The sequence below is a fragment of the Agrobacterium sp. SOY23 genome (genome assembly GCF_027212525.1).
Classification (GTDB): domain Bacteria; phylum Pseudomonadota; class Alphaproteobacteria; order Rhizobiales; family Rhizobiaceae; genus Agrobacterium; species Agrobacterium tumefaciens_I.
Genome location: NZ_JAPWDT010000002.1, coordinates 85,869 through 101,373 on the forward strand (window position 1 = coordinate 85,869; position 15,505 = coordinate 101,373).

Consider the following 15,505-nt stretch of genomic DNA (forward strand, 5'->3'; position numbering starts at 1 on the left):
ATTATTTGCGAGAAAGCGGCCATTGCCGCCACGCCGTTTGGCGGCCGCAAAACGACCGTTCGCGCCATTAAACGCCGATAAGCAGAAGAAGAGGAGCAGCCAGGTCGCCTGCGGCTCCGCCCGCAGAGTGCCGGCTGCCGCGCCGGGTTTCGGGAAAAGAGGGCGATGCCGCGCGAAATGCGCAACGAGAGGAGAGTGCCTTGAGTGTGACGGAGCAAAAATTCGGCCTTTACGATGCGGCTTTTGAGAAAAGCAGCTGTGGCGTCGGTTTCATCACCCGCAAGGATGGCGTGCAGACGCATGATGTGCTGAAGCGCGGCCATGAAGCGCTCTGTGCCGTGCCGCATCGCGGTGGCATGTCGGCGGAAGGCGTGGGTGATGGCGCCGGTGTTTCGCTGGATCTGTCGCTCTCCTTCTTCAGGACCTTGGCCGGTGACGAAGGTTTGCAGGCCGGCCGGTTTGGCGTCGGCAATTTCTTTCTGCCGCAGAACGTCGCTTTTCACGATCGGGCGGTTGCCATCATCGGCGACGCATTGCAGGAGCAGGGCTTTTCGGTCCTCCTCGTCCGCGATGTGCCGGTGAATGACGCGGCCATCCGTCCCGCCGCCATCCCCTATCAGTTGCCGATCCGGCAATGGGTTTTCGCTGCCCCGGCCGAATGTGCAAGCCTTGTCGAATTCGACTGGCGCATCCACAAGGCGCTGCTCGCCATCGAGGCGCTTGCCTATACCGTGCCGGACCTTGCAGGCTTTTATCCGCTGTCACTCAGCGCGCGGACACAGGTTCTGAAAGGGCGCCTGAACTCGCATGAGGTCATGCCCTATTTCTGCGACCTCACCGACCCGCGTCATGAAGTGCATACGATGTATTTCCACACGCGGTTCTCCACCAATACCGATCCGCACCCTTCCATGGCGCAGCCCTTCCGCCTGATGGCGCATAATGGCGAGCTCAATACAGACAAGAAGAACCGCCTGTCGGAAGCGGCCGTGGCGCTGGCGAAGAATGCCAGCATCATCCGGCCGAAGGGCCAGTCGGATAGCTGCCGTCTGGACCAGACCTTGCAGGCGCGGGTGATGGAGGACGGGCTCGACCTCGTGACCGCCGTGGTTTCCATGATGCCGCCGGCATGGGAAAACGACGACACGCTATCGCCGGGCGTGAAGGCGATGCTGGAATATTTCTCGCTCTATGAGGAGAAGAATGACGGCCCTGCCGCACTGATCTTCGGCGACGGCACCATCATCGGCGCGCGTCTTGACCGCCTCGGTCTGCGCCCGCTGCGCACGGTCGAGACCGAGGATTATCTCTGTGTCATGTCGGAAGCGGGACAGATAGCCTTTCCCGCAGAAAGCGTCATCCGCCGCGGCCGTATCGAGGCGGGCGGCATGCTCTATTACGATCACGCGGAACGGCGCGCTTTTTCCACCGTCGAGGCACTGGAGCTTCTCGCCTCGCGGCGGAACTATCCGTCGCTGCTGTCCGAAGCGCGAATCATGCTGGAAGATTTGGCGGAAGTCCCGGCGGAAAAGCAGGGCTCGCCGCTGCGTTATAATGGTGATCTGGAACGGCACCAGCGTTACGTCGCCTACTCGCACAATCAGGAAAGCTTCAAGTTCCTGATGGACCCTATGCTGGCCTCCGGCGCGGAAAAAATCTCGGCCATGGGTTATGGCAATGCCATCAACGCGCTTTCCGATCAGGAAGGCGGGGTCGCCAAATATTTCTCGCAGCGTTTCGCGCAGGTCACCAACCCGCCGCTTGACAGTATTCGCGAGGCCGATGGCATGACGCTGCGGGTGGCTCTCGGCGCCAAGCCGAACAGCGGTGCGAAGAAGGCCCGCCAGATCGTCGTGCGGTCGCCCATCCTGACCCACCTCGATATGCTGCGCATTCGCGAACAGCCCGAGACGCCGGTTCGCCGTTTCGAAATGCTCTATACGCCGGTCTTCGATGTTGCAGAGGCCAATGAAGCGGCCTTGCGGCAGGCTATCGACGGTCTCTGCGACGAGGTCGTCGCTTTCGCGGCTGACGAAGGCGGCATTGCCATCGTCACCGACCGGCACGTTTCGGCCGGCCGTGCCGCTCTGCCGATGATCATGGTCGTTTCCGCCATCAATCAGCGGCTGATCGAGGAAGGCCTGCGGCTGCGCGTTTCCCTGATCGTCGAAAGCGGGCAGTTTTCCTCCTCGCATCACATCGCAGCCGGCCTGGGCTTCGGCGCTTCGGCGATCTATCCGCTCGGCGTGCAGTTTCGCGCCGAGGAGAAGTTCGGCGCCGAGGCCGACAAGGCCTTCAAGCGCTTCGCCAAGGCGGCGGAAAAGTCGCTGATGAAGACCATGGGCAAGGTGGGCCTGTGTACGGCGGAAAGCTATATAGGCGGCGAGTTCTTCGAGCCGAATTTCCTCGATACCGACGATCCGGTGCTGAAGCGTTATTTCCCCAATGTGAAGACCCCGGTCGGTGGCGTCAATTTCACCGTCATCGCACAGGCGGTGGCGGACTGGCACCGCAAGGCCCTGTCCGTGAAGGGCGAAAACGACATTCCGCTGCTCGGTCTCTTCAAGGAGCGCGCCGAAGGTGCGGGCCACTCCTATGGCACGACGGCGGTTCGCGGTTTCGTGGACATGACGGAGGAAAAGATCGGTTTCGATGAGGGGACCGAAAACGAGGAGGCACTGCGCCTGCTACCGCTCAACCGGCTGGAAGATGCCTTCGGTCTTAACGATGCTGCCTATTATCATAACAGCTTCGACCGGCTGACTCCGGAAGCGATCGATAAATTCGAGGTGACACCCGGCTATCGCGCCTTCGCCCGCATGATGGCGGAAGAAAGGGCGCGCCGCCCTGCCGCCCTGCGCGATGTTCTGGAGCTGCCGGCGGACGTGACGTTCGCGGGGTCGGCGGAAGAATTCCGCCGGGAAATGGGCCGTTTTTCCCGGCAGGGCAATAACAGCTTCATGGTGCGCGGATTGCGCTGCGAAGAGGCTCAAGAAGGTGCGTTCCGGCTGCAATTGACCGGCTCGCACGGCCACGAACTTGCCCGCCTTGCGGCGCTTGGCCAGTCACTGCTCGACCGTTTTGGTGACGATATCGCCGGCCATTGGCTGGAAGGCGGCGCGCTGCTGGTTCAGGCCAGGGGTGAGGCCTCCGCCTATCTGTCGCTGATCCGCACCGCGCCACAGAGCATTCCGCTCGACACGGTGCAGAAGGCAAGCGAGATCACCAGGACGCTTGCATCAGGCGCCATGAGCCATGGTGCGCTGGTCGCCGCTGCCCATGAGGCGGTGGCGCATGGCACCAACATGGTCGGTGGCATGTCGAATTCGGGTGAGGGCGGCGAGCATATTTCCCGTTACGGCACCATCCGTGCCTCGCGCATCAAGCAGTTCGCCTCGGGCCGCTTCGGTGTCTGGGCGGGTTATCTTGCCGATCCGATGCTGGAAGAGATCGAGATCAAGATCGGCCAGGGCGCAAAGCCGGGCGAGGGCGGGCAGCTGCCGTCTCCCAAGGTGACGGTGGAAATCGCCGCCGCGCGTGGTGGCACGCCCGGCGTGGAGCTCGTCTCGCCGCCGCCGCATCACGATACCTATTCGATCGAGGATCTGGCCCAGCTCATCCACGACGCCAAGGCGGCGCGCGTGCGCGTCATCGTCAAACTGGTGTCGTCGGAAGGCATAGGCACGATCGCGGTCGGTGTCGCCAAGGCGGGTGCGGATGTCATCAATGTCGCCGGCAATACCGGTGGCACGGGGGCTGCTGCCGTCACCAGCCTCAAATATACCGGCCGTGCTGCGGAAATCGGTATCGCGGAAGTGCATCAGGCGCTGTGCGCCACGGGTCTGCGCGCCAAGGTGCTGCTGCGCTGCTCCGGTGCGCACCAGACGGCGAGCGATGTGGTGAAATCGGCTCTTCTCGGCGGCGACAGCTTCGAATTCGGCACCACGGCGCTGATGATGCTGAAATGCGTCATGGCCAAGAACTGCAACATCAAGTGCCCGGCCGGTCTCACCACCAATCAGGAAGCCTTCAACGGTGACCCGCGGGCGCTGGCGCAATATCTCATGAATATCGCCCATGAAACGCGCGAAATTCTGGCCGCACTCGGGCTGCGCTCGTTGCGGGAGGCACGCGGTCGTTCCGATCTTCTTCACCTCCTCGATCATCCGGCGAGCGTCGGCCAGCTTGACCTCCGGGCAATGCTTGCCGTGGTCGAAGAGGTGAAGATCGACAGTCCTGTCTATATGGAAAAGGATTTCGCGCTGGACGATGCCTTCATCGAACTCGTGCGTTCGGCGCTGGTCGACAGCAAGCGGGAGAGCATCGAGCTTGGCGGCAACCGTTTCCTCAACAATTGCAACAAGAGCGTCGGCGGCCAGCTCGCCGTCGATATCGAGCGCATGCTGAACCATGAGCTTTCCGACGAAGAGGTGGATGCGCTGCCGGCGGTGAAGCGGGACAGCCGTGGCCGCCGGTTCCTGGAAGCGGGGTCGGTGCGCATCGACACATCCGGTTCGGCAGGACAGTCTTTCGGCGCTTTCTGCAATGACGGCATGGTCATGGTCCATACCGGCACCTGCAATGACGGCGTCGGCAAAAGCGCCTGCGGCGGCACCATCGTCGTGCGCTCTCCCGGCGGCGGTTCGCAAGAGGCGGGTGGCAATGTGCTGGTCGGCAATTTTGCGCTGTTCGGCGCCACCGGCGGCCGCACCTTTGTGGAAGGTCAGGCGGGTGACCGTTTCGCAGTGCGTAACTCGGGCGCCACCGCCGTGGTCGAAGGTGTGGGTGACTTCGCCTGCGAATATATGACCAATGGCGCAGTCTTGAACCTCGGCAGTTTCGGCAAGGGTTTCGGCAACGGCATGAGCGGCGGTTTCGTCTACCAATATGATCCCTATGGCGATCTGCCGAAGAAGGTCAGTCATGATTCGATCCTGCTCGGCTCGATCACGGGTGAGGATGAACAGGCCGCGATCCATAATCAGGCCGTTCATCAGCTTCTGAGCTGGCATGTGGCGGAAACCGGCTCGGCCAAGGCGGCATGGCTTCTGGAAAACTGGGAGAGCGAACAGCACAATTTCGTCTACGGCATGCCGCGCGCCCTGCTACTCTATCAGGACAGCGACGAAATTCTGAAGGCTAAGCCCCGCAAGGAACTTCTGGAAGAACTGGCCTCCGCGCTTGCCGCTCATCAGCTGCGCAAGTTCAAGCTCGCCTATCGCGATCGCAAGTCCGTGTTGAACGGAACGGTGCCGGGTTATGGCGAGACGGACACGGAGGACATGTATGCGCTCATCAACAACTACACGGTGTTGAGCATGGCGCAGGCGATTGCCCTTCAGCGGCTGCCGATGGCGTCAGGCCCTTCCGATCCGGCAATCGAAAAAGCCGTGCGCAATCTCATCCTCACGGAAGACTACGCATTGATGCAGCGTCTGTTGAAATATGCGCGTGAGGCGCTTTCCGATCATGACGACGAACAGCTTGCGGTGATGATCGCCGCCAAGCGCCTCGATGATTACAAGCAGGCGCTGGCGCGACGCAACATCTGGTCGGTGGACAGCCCCGGCACCTATGGCTGGATCATCCAGCAGAACCGGAAAAACATCGAGAAGATCGGCCGCCTGCCGGGGCTCGAGGAGCTTTTCGCGGCCCGTGCCATTCCGGACCTCGCCACCGTATCCAGCCAGAACAGGGCAGCATGATGAAGATACCTTACATACCCGAAGATGCGCCCTTCAATGGCGACCAGCGCGCCTGGCTTGCCGGCTTTCTGGCCGGGCTGCATTCCCGCGTCGCCATCGGCATGGAGGCATCCGTTGCCGCCGCTACTCCCAAAGCGGCGGCCAGCGTGCTCAACATCCTGTTCGGCACCCAGACCGGTAATGCCGAGGCTCTGGCAATGGATATCGCCGCCGCTGCCCGGGCGCAGGGCATGCAGCCGGTGGTGGCCGCACTGGACGATGTTTCCATGGATAGTCTTGGCTCCATGAAGCGGGTCATTGTCGTCACCTCGACCTATGGTGAAGGCGAAATGCCCGATAATGCCCAGCTTTTCTGGGAGGCGCTTGCAGCTGACGGCGCGCCACGGCTGGATGAGATGAATTTCGCCGTGCTTGCGCTTGGTGACACCGGTTATGATGGTTTCTGCCAGGCGGGCAAGCTCATCGACACGCGCTTCGAGCAACTCGGCGGCAAACGCATGAAGACGCGTATCGATTGCGATATCGATTTTGAAGATGCGGCCGCCGCGTGGATTGGTGAGACCCTGCCGCTTGCCCTTGCCGTCGACGGCGGCAAGGCGGCCGTTGTCACCATGCCGGACATCGCCGAGCCGCCCGCGCGGGCAAAACCGGGCTGGAACCGCAAGAACCCCTATTCGGCCGAGGTGAGTGTCAATCGCCGCCTGTCCGGTCCCGGCTCGTCCAAGGAAATCCGCCACTATGAATTCGGTCTCGGCGAAAGCGGGCTCGACTATGAGGCGGGTGATGCGCTTGGCGTCGTTCCCCTTAACGACCCGAAACTGGCCGGCGCGCTGCTCGAACACTTCGGCATAGGTGCAGACAGCGAAGTCGCCGGGCTGGACCGGCCGGTTGGCGATGCGCTTCTCAACATGTACGAAATCTCGACGCCCTCGCGCGAACTGGTGACTGAAATCGGCAAGCGTGCGGGCCATGACGAACTCGGCCACATCCTGGCGAATGGGGACAAGGAACAGCTGGCCGCATTTCTCTGGAGCAAGGATATTCTCGACCTGCTCAATCTCGGCGGAAAGCCTCTCTTCGAGCTCGCCGAATTCATAACCTTCCTGAAGCCGCTGCAGCACCGGGCATACTCCATCTCCTCCAGTCCGCTGGTTGCGGAAAACAGCGTGCATCTGACGATCGCCAGCGTGCGGTATCGCGCCGAGGGGCGTGAGCGTGGCGGCGTATGCTCCACCTATCTCGCCGACCGGGTGGAGGCAGGAGGGAATGCCGGAATTTTCGTCTCGCCGAACAAGGCATTTCGTGTGCCGCAGGACAATGAGGCACCGATGATCATGGTGGGGCCGGGCACGGGCATCGCGCCTTTCCGGGCCTTTTTACAGGAGCGACAGGCGCGCGGCGCCAAGGGCAAAAACTGGCTGTTTTTCGGCGATCAGCACCGGCAATCGGATTTCATCTACGAAAACGAACTTGGCGACATGAGCCGTGACGGCGTGCTGAGCCGTCTCGACCTCGCCTTCTCGCGGGATCAGGCGGAGAAGATCTATGTCCAGACCCGCATGCGGCAGAACGGCAAGGCGCTCTATCAATGGCTTGAAGAGGGCGGTTATTTCTACGTCTGCGGTGATGCGACCCGTATGGCAAAGGATGTCGACGATGCCCTGCACGGCATCATCAGCGATGAGGCGGGCATCTCCGCCGAGGCCGCAAGCGATTATGTGAACCGGCTGAAGCGCGAAAAGCGCTATCTGCGCGACGTCTATTAGTCTTCGATAGGGGAGATCGCCTCTGATACGCCGATTGCCTCAGCAATTGGTGCAGGCGGTCTCCACATCACGCTGCTTGAAGAAATAATCCCGGCTGATGGTGATCGACTTTGTCCCGGATGAGGCGAGATCGGGCATGAACATCAGCAGTTCATGCGGGACGGAAAGCTCGACATGGATGAGGAAACTGTCCTGCACCAGCAGGCGGGTTGGAACCACGACTGCCGATCCCACCGCATAGGGTCTCTGGTTTTTCTCATCCCAGGACCAGGTGATTTTCGCCTGTTTTTGTGCGTCGATCTTGATGCCGCTGATCTTCAACTGAAGACCCTTGATGCTGTAGGGCGCAAAGACTGCGGCCGCGACATCCTGCATGCCAGCAAGATAGGTTTTATCGACGGAACCTGTTTTCGATATCAGGTCGTTGATGGTGGCGGATGCGGTGCTCGCCCGCTTGTAGGTATTGTAGCCGATCGTCAATTCGAAAGAGGTCAAATAAAGCGCGAGCAATATCGGGAAGATGATGGCAAATTCCACCGCCCCCACGCCCCGGCGATCTTTGGCGAAGCGTGAAACAAGCGCGATCAGACGCCGTTTGCCGTTTGTCGCAACGGATACCAGCCCGGCCATCATGAGCCCCCGCTTGTGATGTATTTCTCGTTCATGAAAGCATCGGTCGCGACGATGAGGAAATGGGAGGGCATCGATCCATCGGCCGGACGTATTTTGGTGAGATATGGGCGGATGATATCGGCGACCACGCGCCAGCGATAATAGACGCGCAACATGTTGATGGTTTCCGGTCCGCCCGGCTTGAAGCCGAATTGGGCCGTATCGAGATCGTAATATTCGCCAACGGCTTTCAGGGGTATCGCGGTCGGAATATCCTTGAAGGCGGTAAAGGAGCGAAGGTCGATATAAAGTTTCTGCTCCTTCTGGATCTCATCTGCGCAGGTGATCATCACCGCAACCTCATTGCAGAAATTCTTGCGAAAATCCTCTTTGGAGATGGCGCTGCTGATCTGCCCGGTGCGCAGGCGCCGCGCCATGGTCTCGGTGGCATTCACGACGACCTGCTCCGCCATCAGGGCGATGAAGGTCTCGATGATGGCAAAGACGACGAGGAAATACGGAATTGCCAGGATCGCGAATTCGATGGCTGCTGTCCCATCGCGCGAGAGCCCGAATTTTTCCAGCAATGGCTTCAGTCTGGCCAGTCGCATGAGGTGGTGTCGATCTCTAAGAAATGTAGCAAGCGCAACCGTTAATTTTGTTGCGGACCATAACCACCCGATGTTTAGATTCAGTTACTTCGCCGAACTACACTTTAATGATTTCCGAATTTGATACGTTGCATGAAAAAGCCCGGCACTTGGCCGGGCTCTTGTCGAATATAAAGGGCGGTTTAGTTTATTCGGCGTCAGCCTTGGACAGAACCTCGAGCGTGGGTGTCGAGGTGATATTATAACCGCAATCCACGTAATGGCATTCGCCCGTTACACCGCGCGACAGGCTGGACAGGAGGTAGAGTGCCGATCCGCCGATATCGTCGATATCGGCCGTCCGCCGCAGCGGCGCGTTTTTCTGGTTCCATGCGTAGATCGCGCGCGCATCCGAAATTCCGGCACCCGCGAGCGTGCGGACCGGGCCGGCCGAGATGGCGTTGACGCGAATATCGCGCGGGCCGTAATCGGCGGCGAGATAACGAACCGACGCCTCAAGAGCTGCCTTGGCGACGCCCATGACGTTGTAGTTCGGGATGACGCGCTGCGAACCATTATAGGTCAGCGTCAGCATGGAACCGCCATTGGTCATCAGTTCAGCGGCGCGCTTGGCGATTTCCGTGAAGGAGAAACAGGAAATGACCATGGTGCGGCTGAAGTTGTCACGCGTCGTGTCGGCGTAGAGGCCCTTCAGCTCGTTCTTGTCGGAAAAGCCAATGGCGTGCACGACGAAATCCAGCGAGCCCCATTTTTCGCGGATCGTCGCAAACAGCGCGTCCACGGAAGCAATATCCTCGACATCGCAAGGTACGATGAAGTCGGAGCCCAGTTCCGCGGCGAGCGGTTTCACGCGCTTGCCAAGCGCTTCACCCTGATAGGTGAAGGCCAGTTCCGCGCCCTGTGCCGCAAGTGCCTTGGAAATACCCCAGGCGATGGAATGATTGTTTGCGACGCCCATGATGAGGCCGCGCTTACCTTGCATGATGCCGTTCATGGGCAATTATCCGTTATGACGCTGGAAGACGAGCGTGGCGTTGGTCCCGCCGAAGCCGAAGGAATTGGAAAGGATGGTGTCGATCTTGGCATTGTCGATGCGGCTGCGAACGATCGGGACGCCTGCAAATTCCGGATCGAGTTCGGAAATATGCGCGCTTTCGCCGATGAAGCGTTCCTGCATCATCAACAGGCCGTAGATCGATTCCTGCACGCCCGCCGCACCCAGCGAGTGGCCGGTGAGCGACTTGGTCGACTGGATATGGGGAATCCTGTCACCGAAGACTTCGCGGATCGCGCCGATTTCCTTGCTGTCGCCAACCGGTGTCGAGGTACCGTGGGTGTTGATGTAGTCGATGTCACCCTTGACGGTGGAAAGCGCCTGTCGCATGCAGCGGATCGCGCCTTCACCTGAAGGAGCCACCATGTCGTAACCGTCCGAGGTTGCGCCGTAGCCGACGATCTCGGCGTAGATCTTGGCGCCGCGCGCCTTGGCATGCTCCAGCTCTTCGAGAACCAGAACGCCCGCACCGCCGGCGATCACGAAACCGTCGCGGTTGACGTCATAGGCGCGCGACGCGAGGCTGGGCGTTTCATTGTATTTGGACGACATTGCGCCCATGGCGTCGAAGAGGTTGGACATCGACCAGTCAAGATCCTCGTGGCCGCCTGCAAACATCACATCCTGCTTGCCCCACTGGATCATCTCGGCGGCGTTGCCGATGCAATGCGCCGAGGTGGAGCAGGCCGACGAGATCGAATAGTTGACGCCGTGAATCTTGAACCAGGTCGCGAGCGTGGCCGAGGCGGTGGAAGACATGGCCTTCGGCACGGCGAAGGGGCCGATGCGCTTCGGGCTGTTGTTCTTGAGCGTGATATCGGCAGCTTCAACGATGGTGCGGGTGGAAGGACCGCCCGAACCCATGATGATGCCGGTACGCTCATTACCGCTGATATCGCTCTCTTCGAGACCGGAATCGGCGATCGCCTGCTTCATGGCGACATGGTTCCACGCGCCGCCCTGCGACAGGAAGCGCATGGCGCGGCGGTCGACCAGATCGGTCGGGTCGAGAGAGGGCTTGCCCCAGACCTGGCATTTGAAGCCGTGTTCGGCAAAATCCGGCGAAAATGAAATGCCGGATCTGGCTTCGCGCAGCGACGCGGTGACTTCAGCGGCATCACCGCCGATGGAAGAAACAATACCGAGGCCGGTGACAACAACTCGTCTCATGAAAGGGACCTTTTCTTAAGATTTCGGCTGGACGACCGAAGCCGCCCGGCGTTTGTCTGAACTATTTCCGTCTGTGTCAGGCGGTCTTTTCCTTGGACAGGCCGACCCGAAGGTCCGACGCCTGATAAATGGTTTCGCCATCCGCCTTCAGCCAGCCATCGGCAGTTCCAAGCACCAGACGGCCACGCATCACGCGCTTGAAATCAATACCATACTGAAGCAGCTTGGTGTGAGGGCGGACCATGCCCTTGAACTTCACTTCGCCGGTGGAAAGCGCCATGCCGCGGCCTTCTTCGCCCAGCCAGCCGAGGAAGAAACCGGTCAGCTGCCACATGCCGTCAAGGCCGAGGCAGCCCGGCATGATCGGATTGCCCTGGAAATGGCAGGGGAAATACCAGTCATCGGGGCTGACATCGTATTCGGCGCGGATGAAGCCCTTGTCGAAGGCGCCACCGGTTTCGGAAATTTCGGTGATCCGGTGAACCATGAGCATGGGGGGCAATGGGAGCTGGGCATTTCCAGGGCCGAACAATTCGCCGCGACCGCAGGAAAGAATCTCCTCGTAATTGTAACTTGATTGCCTCGTTGCCATACCGCTTTCACTTCCCCAATCACTGGTGTTGAACGACTTCACTAGAGCAAGTTAGGTTCAAAATGAAGCGCTGCAAGGGCAGAGGCCGATCCGGCCCCATTCTTTGTCTTCAGAACCTTCTTTGCAGAAGTCATTACCTCAATATGCCGTCCGCATACAGGAACCATCCGGCAGGAACCAGAGGAAATTTGCAGGAATGGCTGGTTTGCAGCCATTTGCGACACTCTGCGGCGCTGAAACTATTGAAAGCATTCCCTGCAAAAGATATATGCTATTGCAATTGACGGGTTTCATACCTCTGTTTGGAATGGGATTGCATGGCATTTGACGCCACATTGGATATCGGAACGAGGCTGCGGCGCTCTGGGCTGCGGCCCACGCGCCAGCGCGTTGCTTTGGGCGATCTTCTTTTCGCAAAGGGTGATCGGCACCTGACGGTCGAGGAACTGCATGACGAGGCGGTTACCGCCGGCGTGCCCGTTTCTCTCGCCACGGTCTACAACACGCTGCACCAGTTTACCGAGGCCGGTCTGATCCGCGTTCTCGCCGTGGAAGGTGCCCGCACCTATTTCGATACGAACGTCTCGGATCACCACCACTTCTTCGTGGAAGGTGAGAACGAGGTTCTCGATATCCCCATCAACAATCTCCAGATCGACAATCTGCCGGAAGCGCCAGAGGGCATGGAAATCGCCCATGTGGACGTGGTCATCCGCCTTCGCCGCAAGCGCGGTTGAAGTTTTTTATCCGATAGAGAATGTGAAAATGGCGCCCATGGGCGCCATTTCTGTTTTCAGCGGTCATTTCCATGTCACTTCATGACGTCTTCCGGTCGCCTGCCGGGCTTTGCCTTGTAGGGCGGGAAAGTCCAGCCGAAGATCAGCGCGCCCGACCGCACGCAGAGGGCTGTCAGGAAACCCGCCGCTGATGCGGCATAAAGCGGTGCGCCGAGGAAATAGACGACAATAAAGGTGGAAGAGCCCAGAAGCGCGCAGGTGATGTAAATCTCCGGCCGCAGCAGAACGGAAGGTTCGCCTGCGAGAATATCACGCAGCACGCCACCGAATGTTGCTGTCAGAACGCCGGTGACGATGGCGACGGTTGCCGAGCCGCTCGCGGCAAGGCCCTTGGCCGCTCCCATGACGCAATAGGCGGAAAGGCCGAGCGCATCGAGCCAGATCAATACCCGATAACGGGATTCGAAAAGATGCGCGGTAAAGAACAGCAGAACCGCGACCGAGACGCAGACGAGAATATAGGTGGGATTTATCACCCAGAAGACCGGCGTTCTGCCCAGCACGAGATCGCGCACGGTGCCGCCGCCAATGCCGGTCGCGGCCGCGAAGAACAGGAAGCCGATCAGGTCGAGCTGCTTGCGCGAGGCGGCCAATGCGCCGGTTGCGGCAAAGACGGCGACACCGGCATAATCGAGAAAACCCAGAAGCGTCATGAAAAGGTTCCCCCCGAAACACGGGCTGCGAACACGTCAGTGTCGCGCAAGCACTAAACTCTAGGCTGGCCGCCCGGATGATCGCAACATCCATAACCGAAACGGATGCAAAGGAAAATGCCGTGCGAATCGCTCTCGTTGCCGCTCTTCAGGCGTTGGTTCTCTTGATGTTTCCAGCGGCGCTCTCGGCCCAGCAGCAGTTGGTGAGCGACCCCGAGATTTACGAGAAGGATCATTTCCGCAACGAGTGCAAGGTGGCGGCTTTCGGCGATGATTTCGTCACGCGGTTGGATATCAACAATGACGGCCTGATGGACGCCGTCGTCAATCACGGCGTTCTGGATTGCGACGGCGAAAAGGGCCGCAGCTGCGATGACGAAGGATGCCCCTATAATTTCTACGTCCAGGTGAAAGAGGGCGGTTATCTGATGATCGCGACGGCCCGGATTTACGGTTATGAGTTCATCAAGCGGTTCGGCAACATGGTTTTTGTGTTGAAGATGCATCCGCGTTATTGCGAGCGTACCGACAAGGAACCCTGCCTGATGACGGTCAGGGTCCGCGGCACGAAATTCGTCACGATTTCGCGAAAGTGACGGCGGCAACGGTCAGGGTGCAATCCGCCGGATTTTGACCCGCTGATTATAGCGCTGGCGCAATGAGCGCGGAATGATGAGGGTGGCGATGGCGACCGCGAAAACCGCGCCCGCAACCACCCACAGGGCATCGGACTGGAGAGTCGCGCCGAGAATGGCGCCGCAGATCGCACCGCTCAGCATGCCGAGCCACGGAACGATCTGGATGCCCCAGTCAAGGCTCCGGTCACCGAGAAGAAAACGGCCGATGCCGCGGCCAAAGCGGGAAAGAGCGCCCGTAACATAGGTAAGGCCGATCGGCAGCCCCTCTATATGCTCCACGGCGGCATTGACCATGCCCATGGCGAAAACCACGAGGTAAAACTGCGCAAGCGCGGTAGCCTCGCCGCGCAGCAGTGCGGCAATCGCCACCAATGATCCCACACCTAAGAGAACGGCAAAGATGCGCCGCTCAAACTTATGTGCCACCATGATGCCGCCGGCATTGCCCGCCACGAAAGCAACGATGGCGAAAAGCAGCTTCGCGGCGTGGGGATAGAGACCCGCCTGTGCCGAGACGGCGGCGCGGGTGGTGTTGCCGGTCATGAAAGATACGAAGTCGCCTGAAATATGCAGGCCCACCGCATCCGTCATGCCCGCTATAAAGGAGATAGCGGCCACCAGCGCAATTCCGGTTCCGGTGCGCCTTGCCCTGATGATATTGCGACGTCTTTGTCTGGTCATGGGAACGCTCGATATCGAAAAACAGCGGCGCGACAGATAGGCCGTGTTATCCTATGTCTAGAATGCCGGAGGGCCGGTTTGCAATCTTTCCGGAGGTGTTCGAGCGCTTCTATTTTGTCTAGACAAATATAAAATCCCTGCCTACCATGCCTCAAATAAGGCGAAAAATAACATCGCACAAAAATAAATCAAAAGGGGTCCGGATCATGAAAAGAACGTGGGTTCTCGCCACTATTGCCGCACTTGCCTCATCCGCTGCCGCCTATGCCGAAACGTCGGTGACGATCGGCATGTCCGGCTGGACGGGTTTTGCACCGCTGACGCTTGCCAAGCAGGCCGGCATTTTCGAAAAGAACGGCCTGAAGGTCGATATCAAGAAGATACCGCAAGCCAGCCGCCACCTAGCTCTCGCTTCGGGTGACATTCAGTGCGCCGCCACCACGGTGGAAACATGGATCGCCTGGAACGCCAATGGCGTGAAATCCACCCAGATTTTCCAGATGGACAAGTCGCATGGCGCCGATGGCATTGCCGTGCGTAGCGATGTTTCGAAAGTAACGGATCTCAAGGGCAAGACGGTTGCTGCGTCCGCGCCGGGCACCTCGCCTTATTTCTTCCTGGCCTGGATCCTTAAGGAAAACGGCCTGACGCTGAAGGACGTGAAGGTCGTCAACCTTGAGCCGGGACCGGCCGCACAGGCTTTCGTCGCCGGCCAGAATGATGCGGCCATGACCTATGAGCCCTATCTCTCCACCGTGCGCGCCGCCCCCGACAAGGGCAAGATCCTCGCCACGACGCTCGATTATCCCGCAGTCATGGATACCTTCGGCTGCACGCCGGACTTCCTGAAGGCCAATCCTGAGGCGGCCAAGGCTCTGGCGGACAGCTATTTCCAGGCGCTGGAACTCATCAAGGCCGATCCTGAAAAGTCCTATGCGACGATGGGCGCGGACGTGAAACAGTCCGGCGAGGCCTTTGCCGCTTCGGCAAAATTCCTCGAATGGCAGGACAAGGCCGCTAACCAGAAATTCTTCGAGGGTGAATTCAAGACATTCTCCGAAAAATCGGCGGATCTGCTTCTTGAAATCGGCGTGATAAAGTCGAAACCCGATCTTTCGACGCTCGCGGATACGTCTTTCATCAAATGAGAGAAAGGCGGGCGCAGCCCTTCGAGGAATGTGCAGCCAGTGCAATGTGAGAGCGTCGATTGTGTGCCCTGAAAGGCA

The 15,505-nt window shown here is 59.6% G+C and carries 12 protein-coding genes; 5 read left to right on the top strand and 7 right to left on the bottom strand.

Annotated elements, in window-relative coordinates; all coding sequences use genetic code 11:
- Window positions 1–200: 200 nt before the first annotated feature.
- Both O3S81_RS05590 and O3S81_RS05595 read left to right on the top strand, forming a co-directional pair.
- Window positions 201–5,705 (top strand): glutamate synthase-related protein, encoded by a 5,505-nt coding sequence (locus O3S81_RS05590; RefSeq protein ID WP_331284183.1) that lies wholly within the window; start codon window positions 201–203, stop codon window positions 5,703–5,705.
- On the top strand, window positions 5,702–7,471 hold the full coding sequence (locus O3S81_RS05595) for a diflavin oxidoreductase (protein ID WP_331284184.1): 1,770 nt from the start codon (window positions 5,702–5,704) through the stop codon (window positions 7,469–7,471). The genes O3S81_RS05590 and O3S81_RS05595 overlap by 4 nt, the downstream gene beginning before the upstream one ends.
- Before the next feature lie 39 nt (window positions 7,472–7,510).
- Here the strand turns inward: O3S81_RS05595 and O3S81_RS05600 are convergent, their stop codons facing one another.
- The 5 genes from O3S81_RS05600 to fabA all read right to left on the bottom strand — a co-directional run bounded on the left by O3S81_RS05600 (window position 7,511) and on the right by fabA (window position 11,510).
- Window positions 7,511–8,104 carry a TadE/TadG family type IV pilus assembly protein gene (locus O3S81_RS05600; protein ID WP_269341476.1) on the bottom strand — a complete coding sequence of 198 codons (594 nt, stop codon included), beginning with the start codon at window positions 8,102–8,104 and terminating at the stop codon, window positions 7,511–7,513.
- Window positions 8,101–8,694 (bottom strand): TadE/TadG family type IV pilus assembly protein, encoded by a 594-nt coding sequence (locus O3S81_RS05605; protein WP_269341477.1) that lies wholly within the window; start codon window positions 8,692–8,694, stop codon window positions 8,101–8,103. The genes O3S81_RS05600 and O3S81_RS05605 overlap by 4 nt, the downstream gene beginning before the upstream one ends.
- Before the next feature lie 187 nt (window positions 8,695–8,881).
- A complete protein-coding gene (fabI, locus tag O3S81_RS05610; RefSeq protein WP_065114546.1) occupies window positions 8,882–9,688 on the bottom strand; it encodes an enoyl-ACP reductase FabI in 807 nt (268 codons plus the stop codon).
- A gap of 6 nt (window positions 9,689–9,694) precedes the next feature.
- The gene (gene fabB, locus O3S81_RS05615; RefSeq protein ID WP_269341478.1) at window positions 9,695–10,918 is read right to left on the bottom strand and encodes a beta-ketoacyl-ACP synthase I; all 1,224 of its coding nucleotides are present in this window, start codon (window positions 10,916–10,918) and stop codon (window positions 9,695–9,697) included.
- Window positions 10,919–10,994: 76 nt separating this feature from the next.
- Window positions 10,995–11,510 (bottom strand): 3-hydroxyacyl-[acyl-carrier-protein] dehydratase FabA, encoded by a 516-nt coding sequence (gene fabA, locus O3S81_RS05620; RefSeq protein ID WP_269341479.1) that lies wholly within the window; start codon window positions 11,508–11,510, stop codon window positions 10,995–10,997.
- A 317-nt stretch (window positions 11,511–11,827) separates the two neighbouring features.
- Between fabA and irrA the strand changes: the two genes are divergently transcribed.
- Window positions 11,828–12,247 (top strand): iron response transcriptional regulator IrrA, encoded by a 420-nt coding sequence (irrA, locus tag O3S81_RS05625; RefSeq protein ID WP_006309975.1) that lies wholly within the window; start codon window positions 11,828–11,830, stop codon window positions 12,245–12,247.
- A gap of 74 nt (window positions 12,248–12,321) precedes the next feature.
- On the opposite strand, the gene O3S81_RS05630 is transcribed toward irrA, so the two are convergent.
- On the bottom strand, window positions 12,322–12,960 hold the full coding sequence (locus tag O3S81_RS05630) for a trimeric intracellular cation channel family protein (RefSeq protein ID WP_269341480.1): 639 nt from the start codon (window positions 12,958–12,960) through the stop codon (window positions 12,322–12,324).
- A 77-nt stretch (window positions 12,961–13,037) separates the two neighbouring features.
- On the opposite strand from O3S81_RS05630, the gene O3S81_RS05635 reads away from it, so the two are divergent.
- Window positions 13,038–13,556, top strand: coding sequence for a hypothetical protein (locus O3S81_RS05635; protein ID WP_269341481.1), 519 nt, complete (start codon window positions 13,038–13,040; stop codon window positions 13,554–13,556).
- A gap of 12 nt (window positions 13,557–13,568) precedes the next feature.
- Here the strand turns inward: O3S81_RS05635 and O3S81_RS05640 are convergent, their stop codons facing one another.
- The gene (locus O3S81_RS05640; RefSeq protein WP_269341482.1) at window positions 13,569–14,279 is read right to left on the bottom strand and encodes a YoaK family protein; all 711 of its coding nucleotides are present in this window, start codon (window positions 14,277–14,279) and stop codon (window positions 13,569–13,571) included.
- Window positions 14,280–14,485: 206 nt separating this feature from the next.
- Between O3S81_RS05640 and O3S81_RS05645 the strand changes: the two genes are divergently transcribed.
- The gene (locus O3S81_RS05645) at window positions 14,486–15,427 is read left to right on the top strand and encodes an ABC transporter substrate-binding protein (RefSeq protein WP_269341483.1); all 942 of its coding nucleotides are present in this window, start codon (window positions 14,486–14,488) and stop codon (window positions 15,425–15,427) included.
- Window positions 15,428–15,505: the final 78 nt, after the last annotated feature.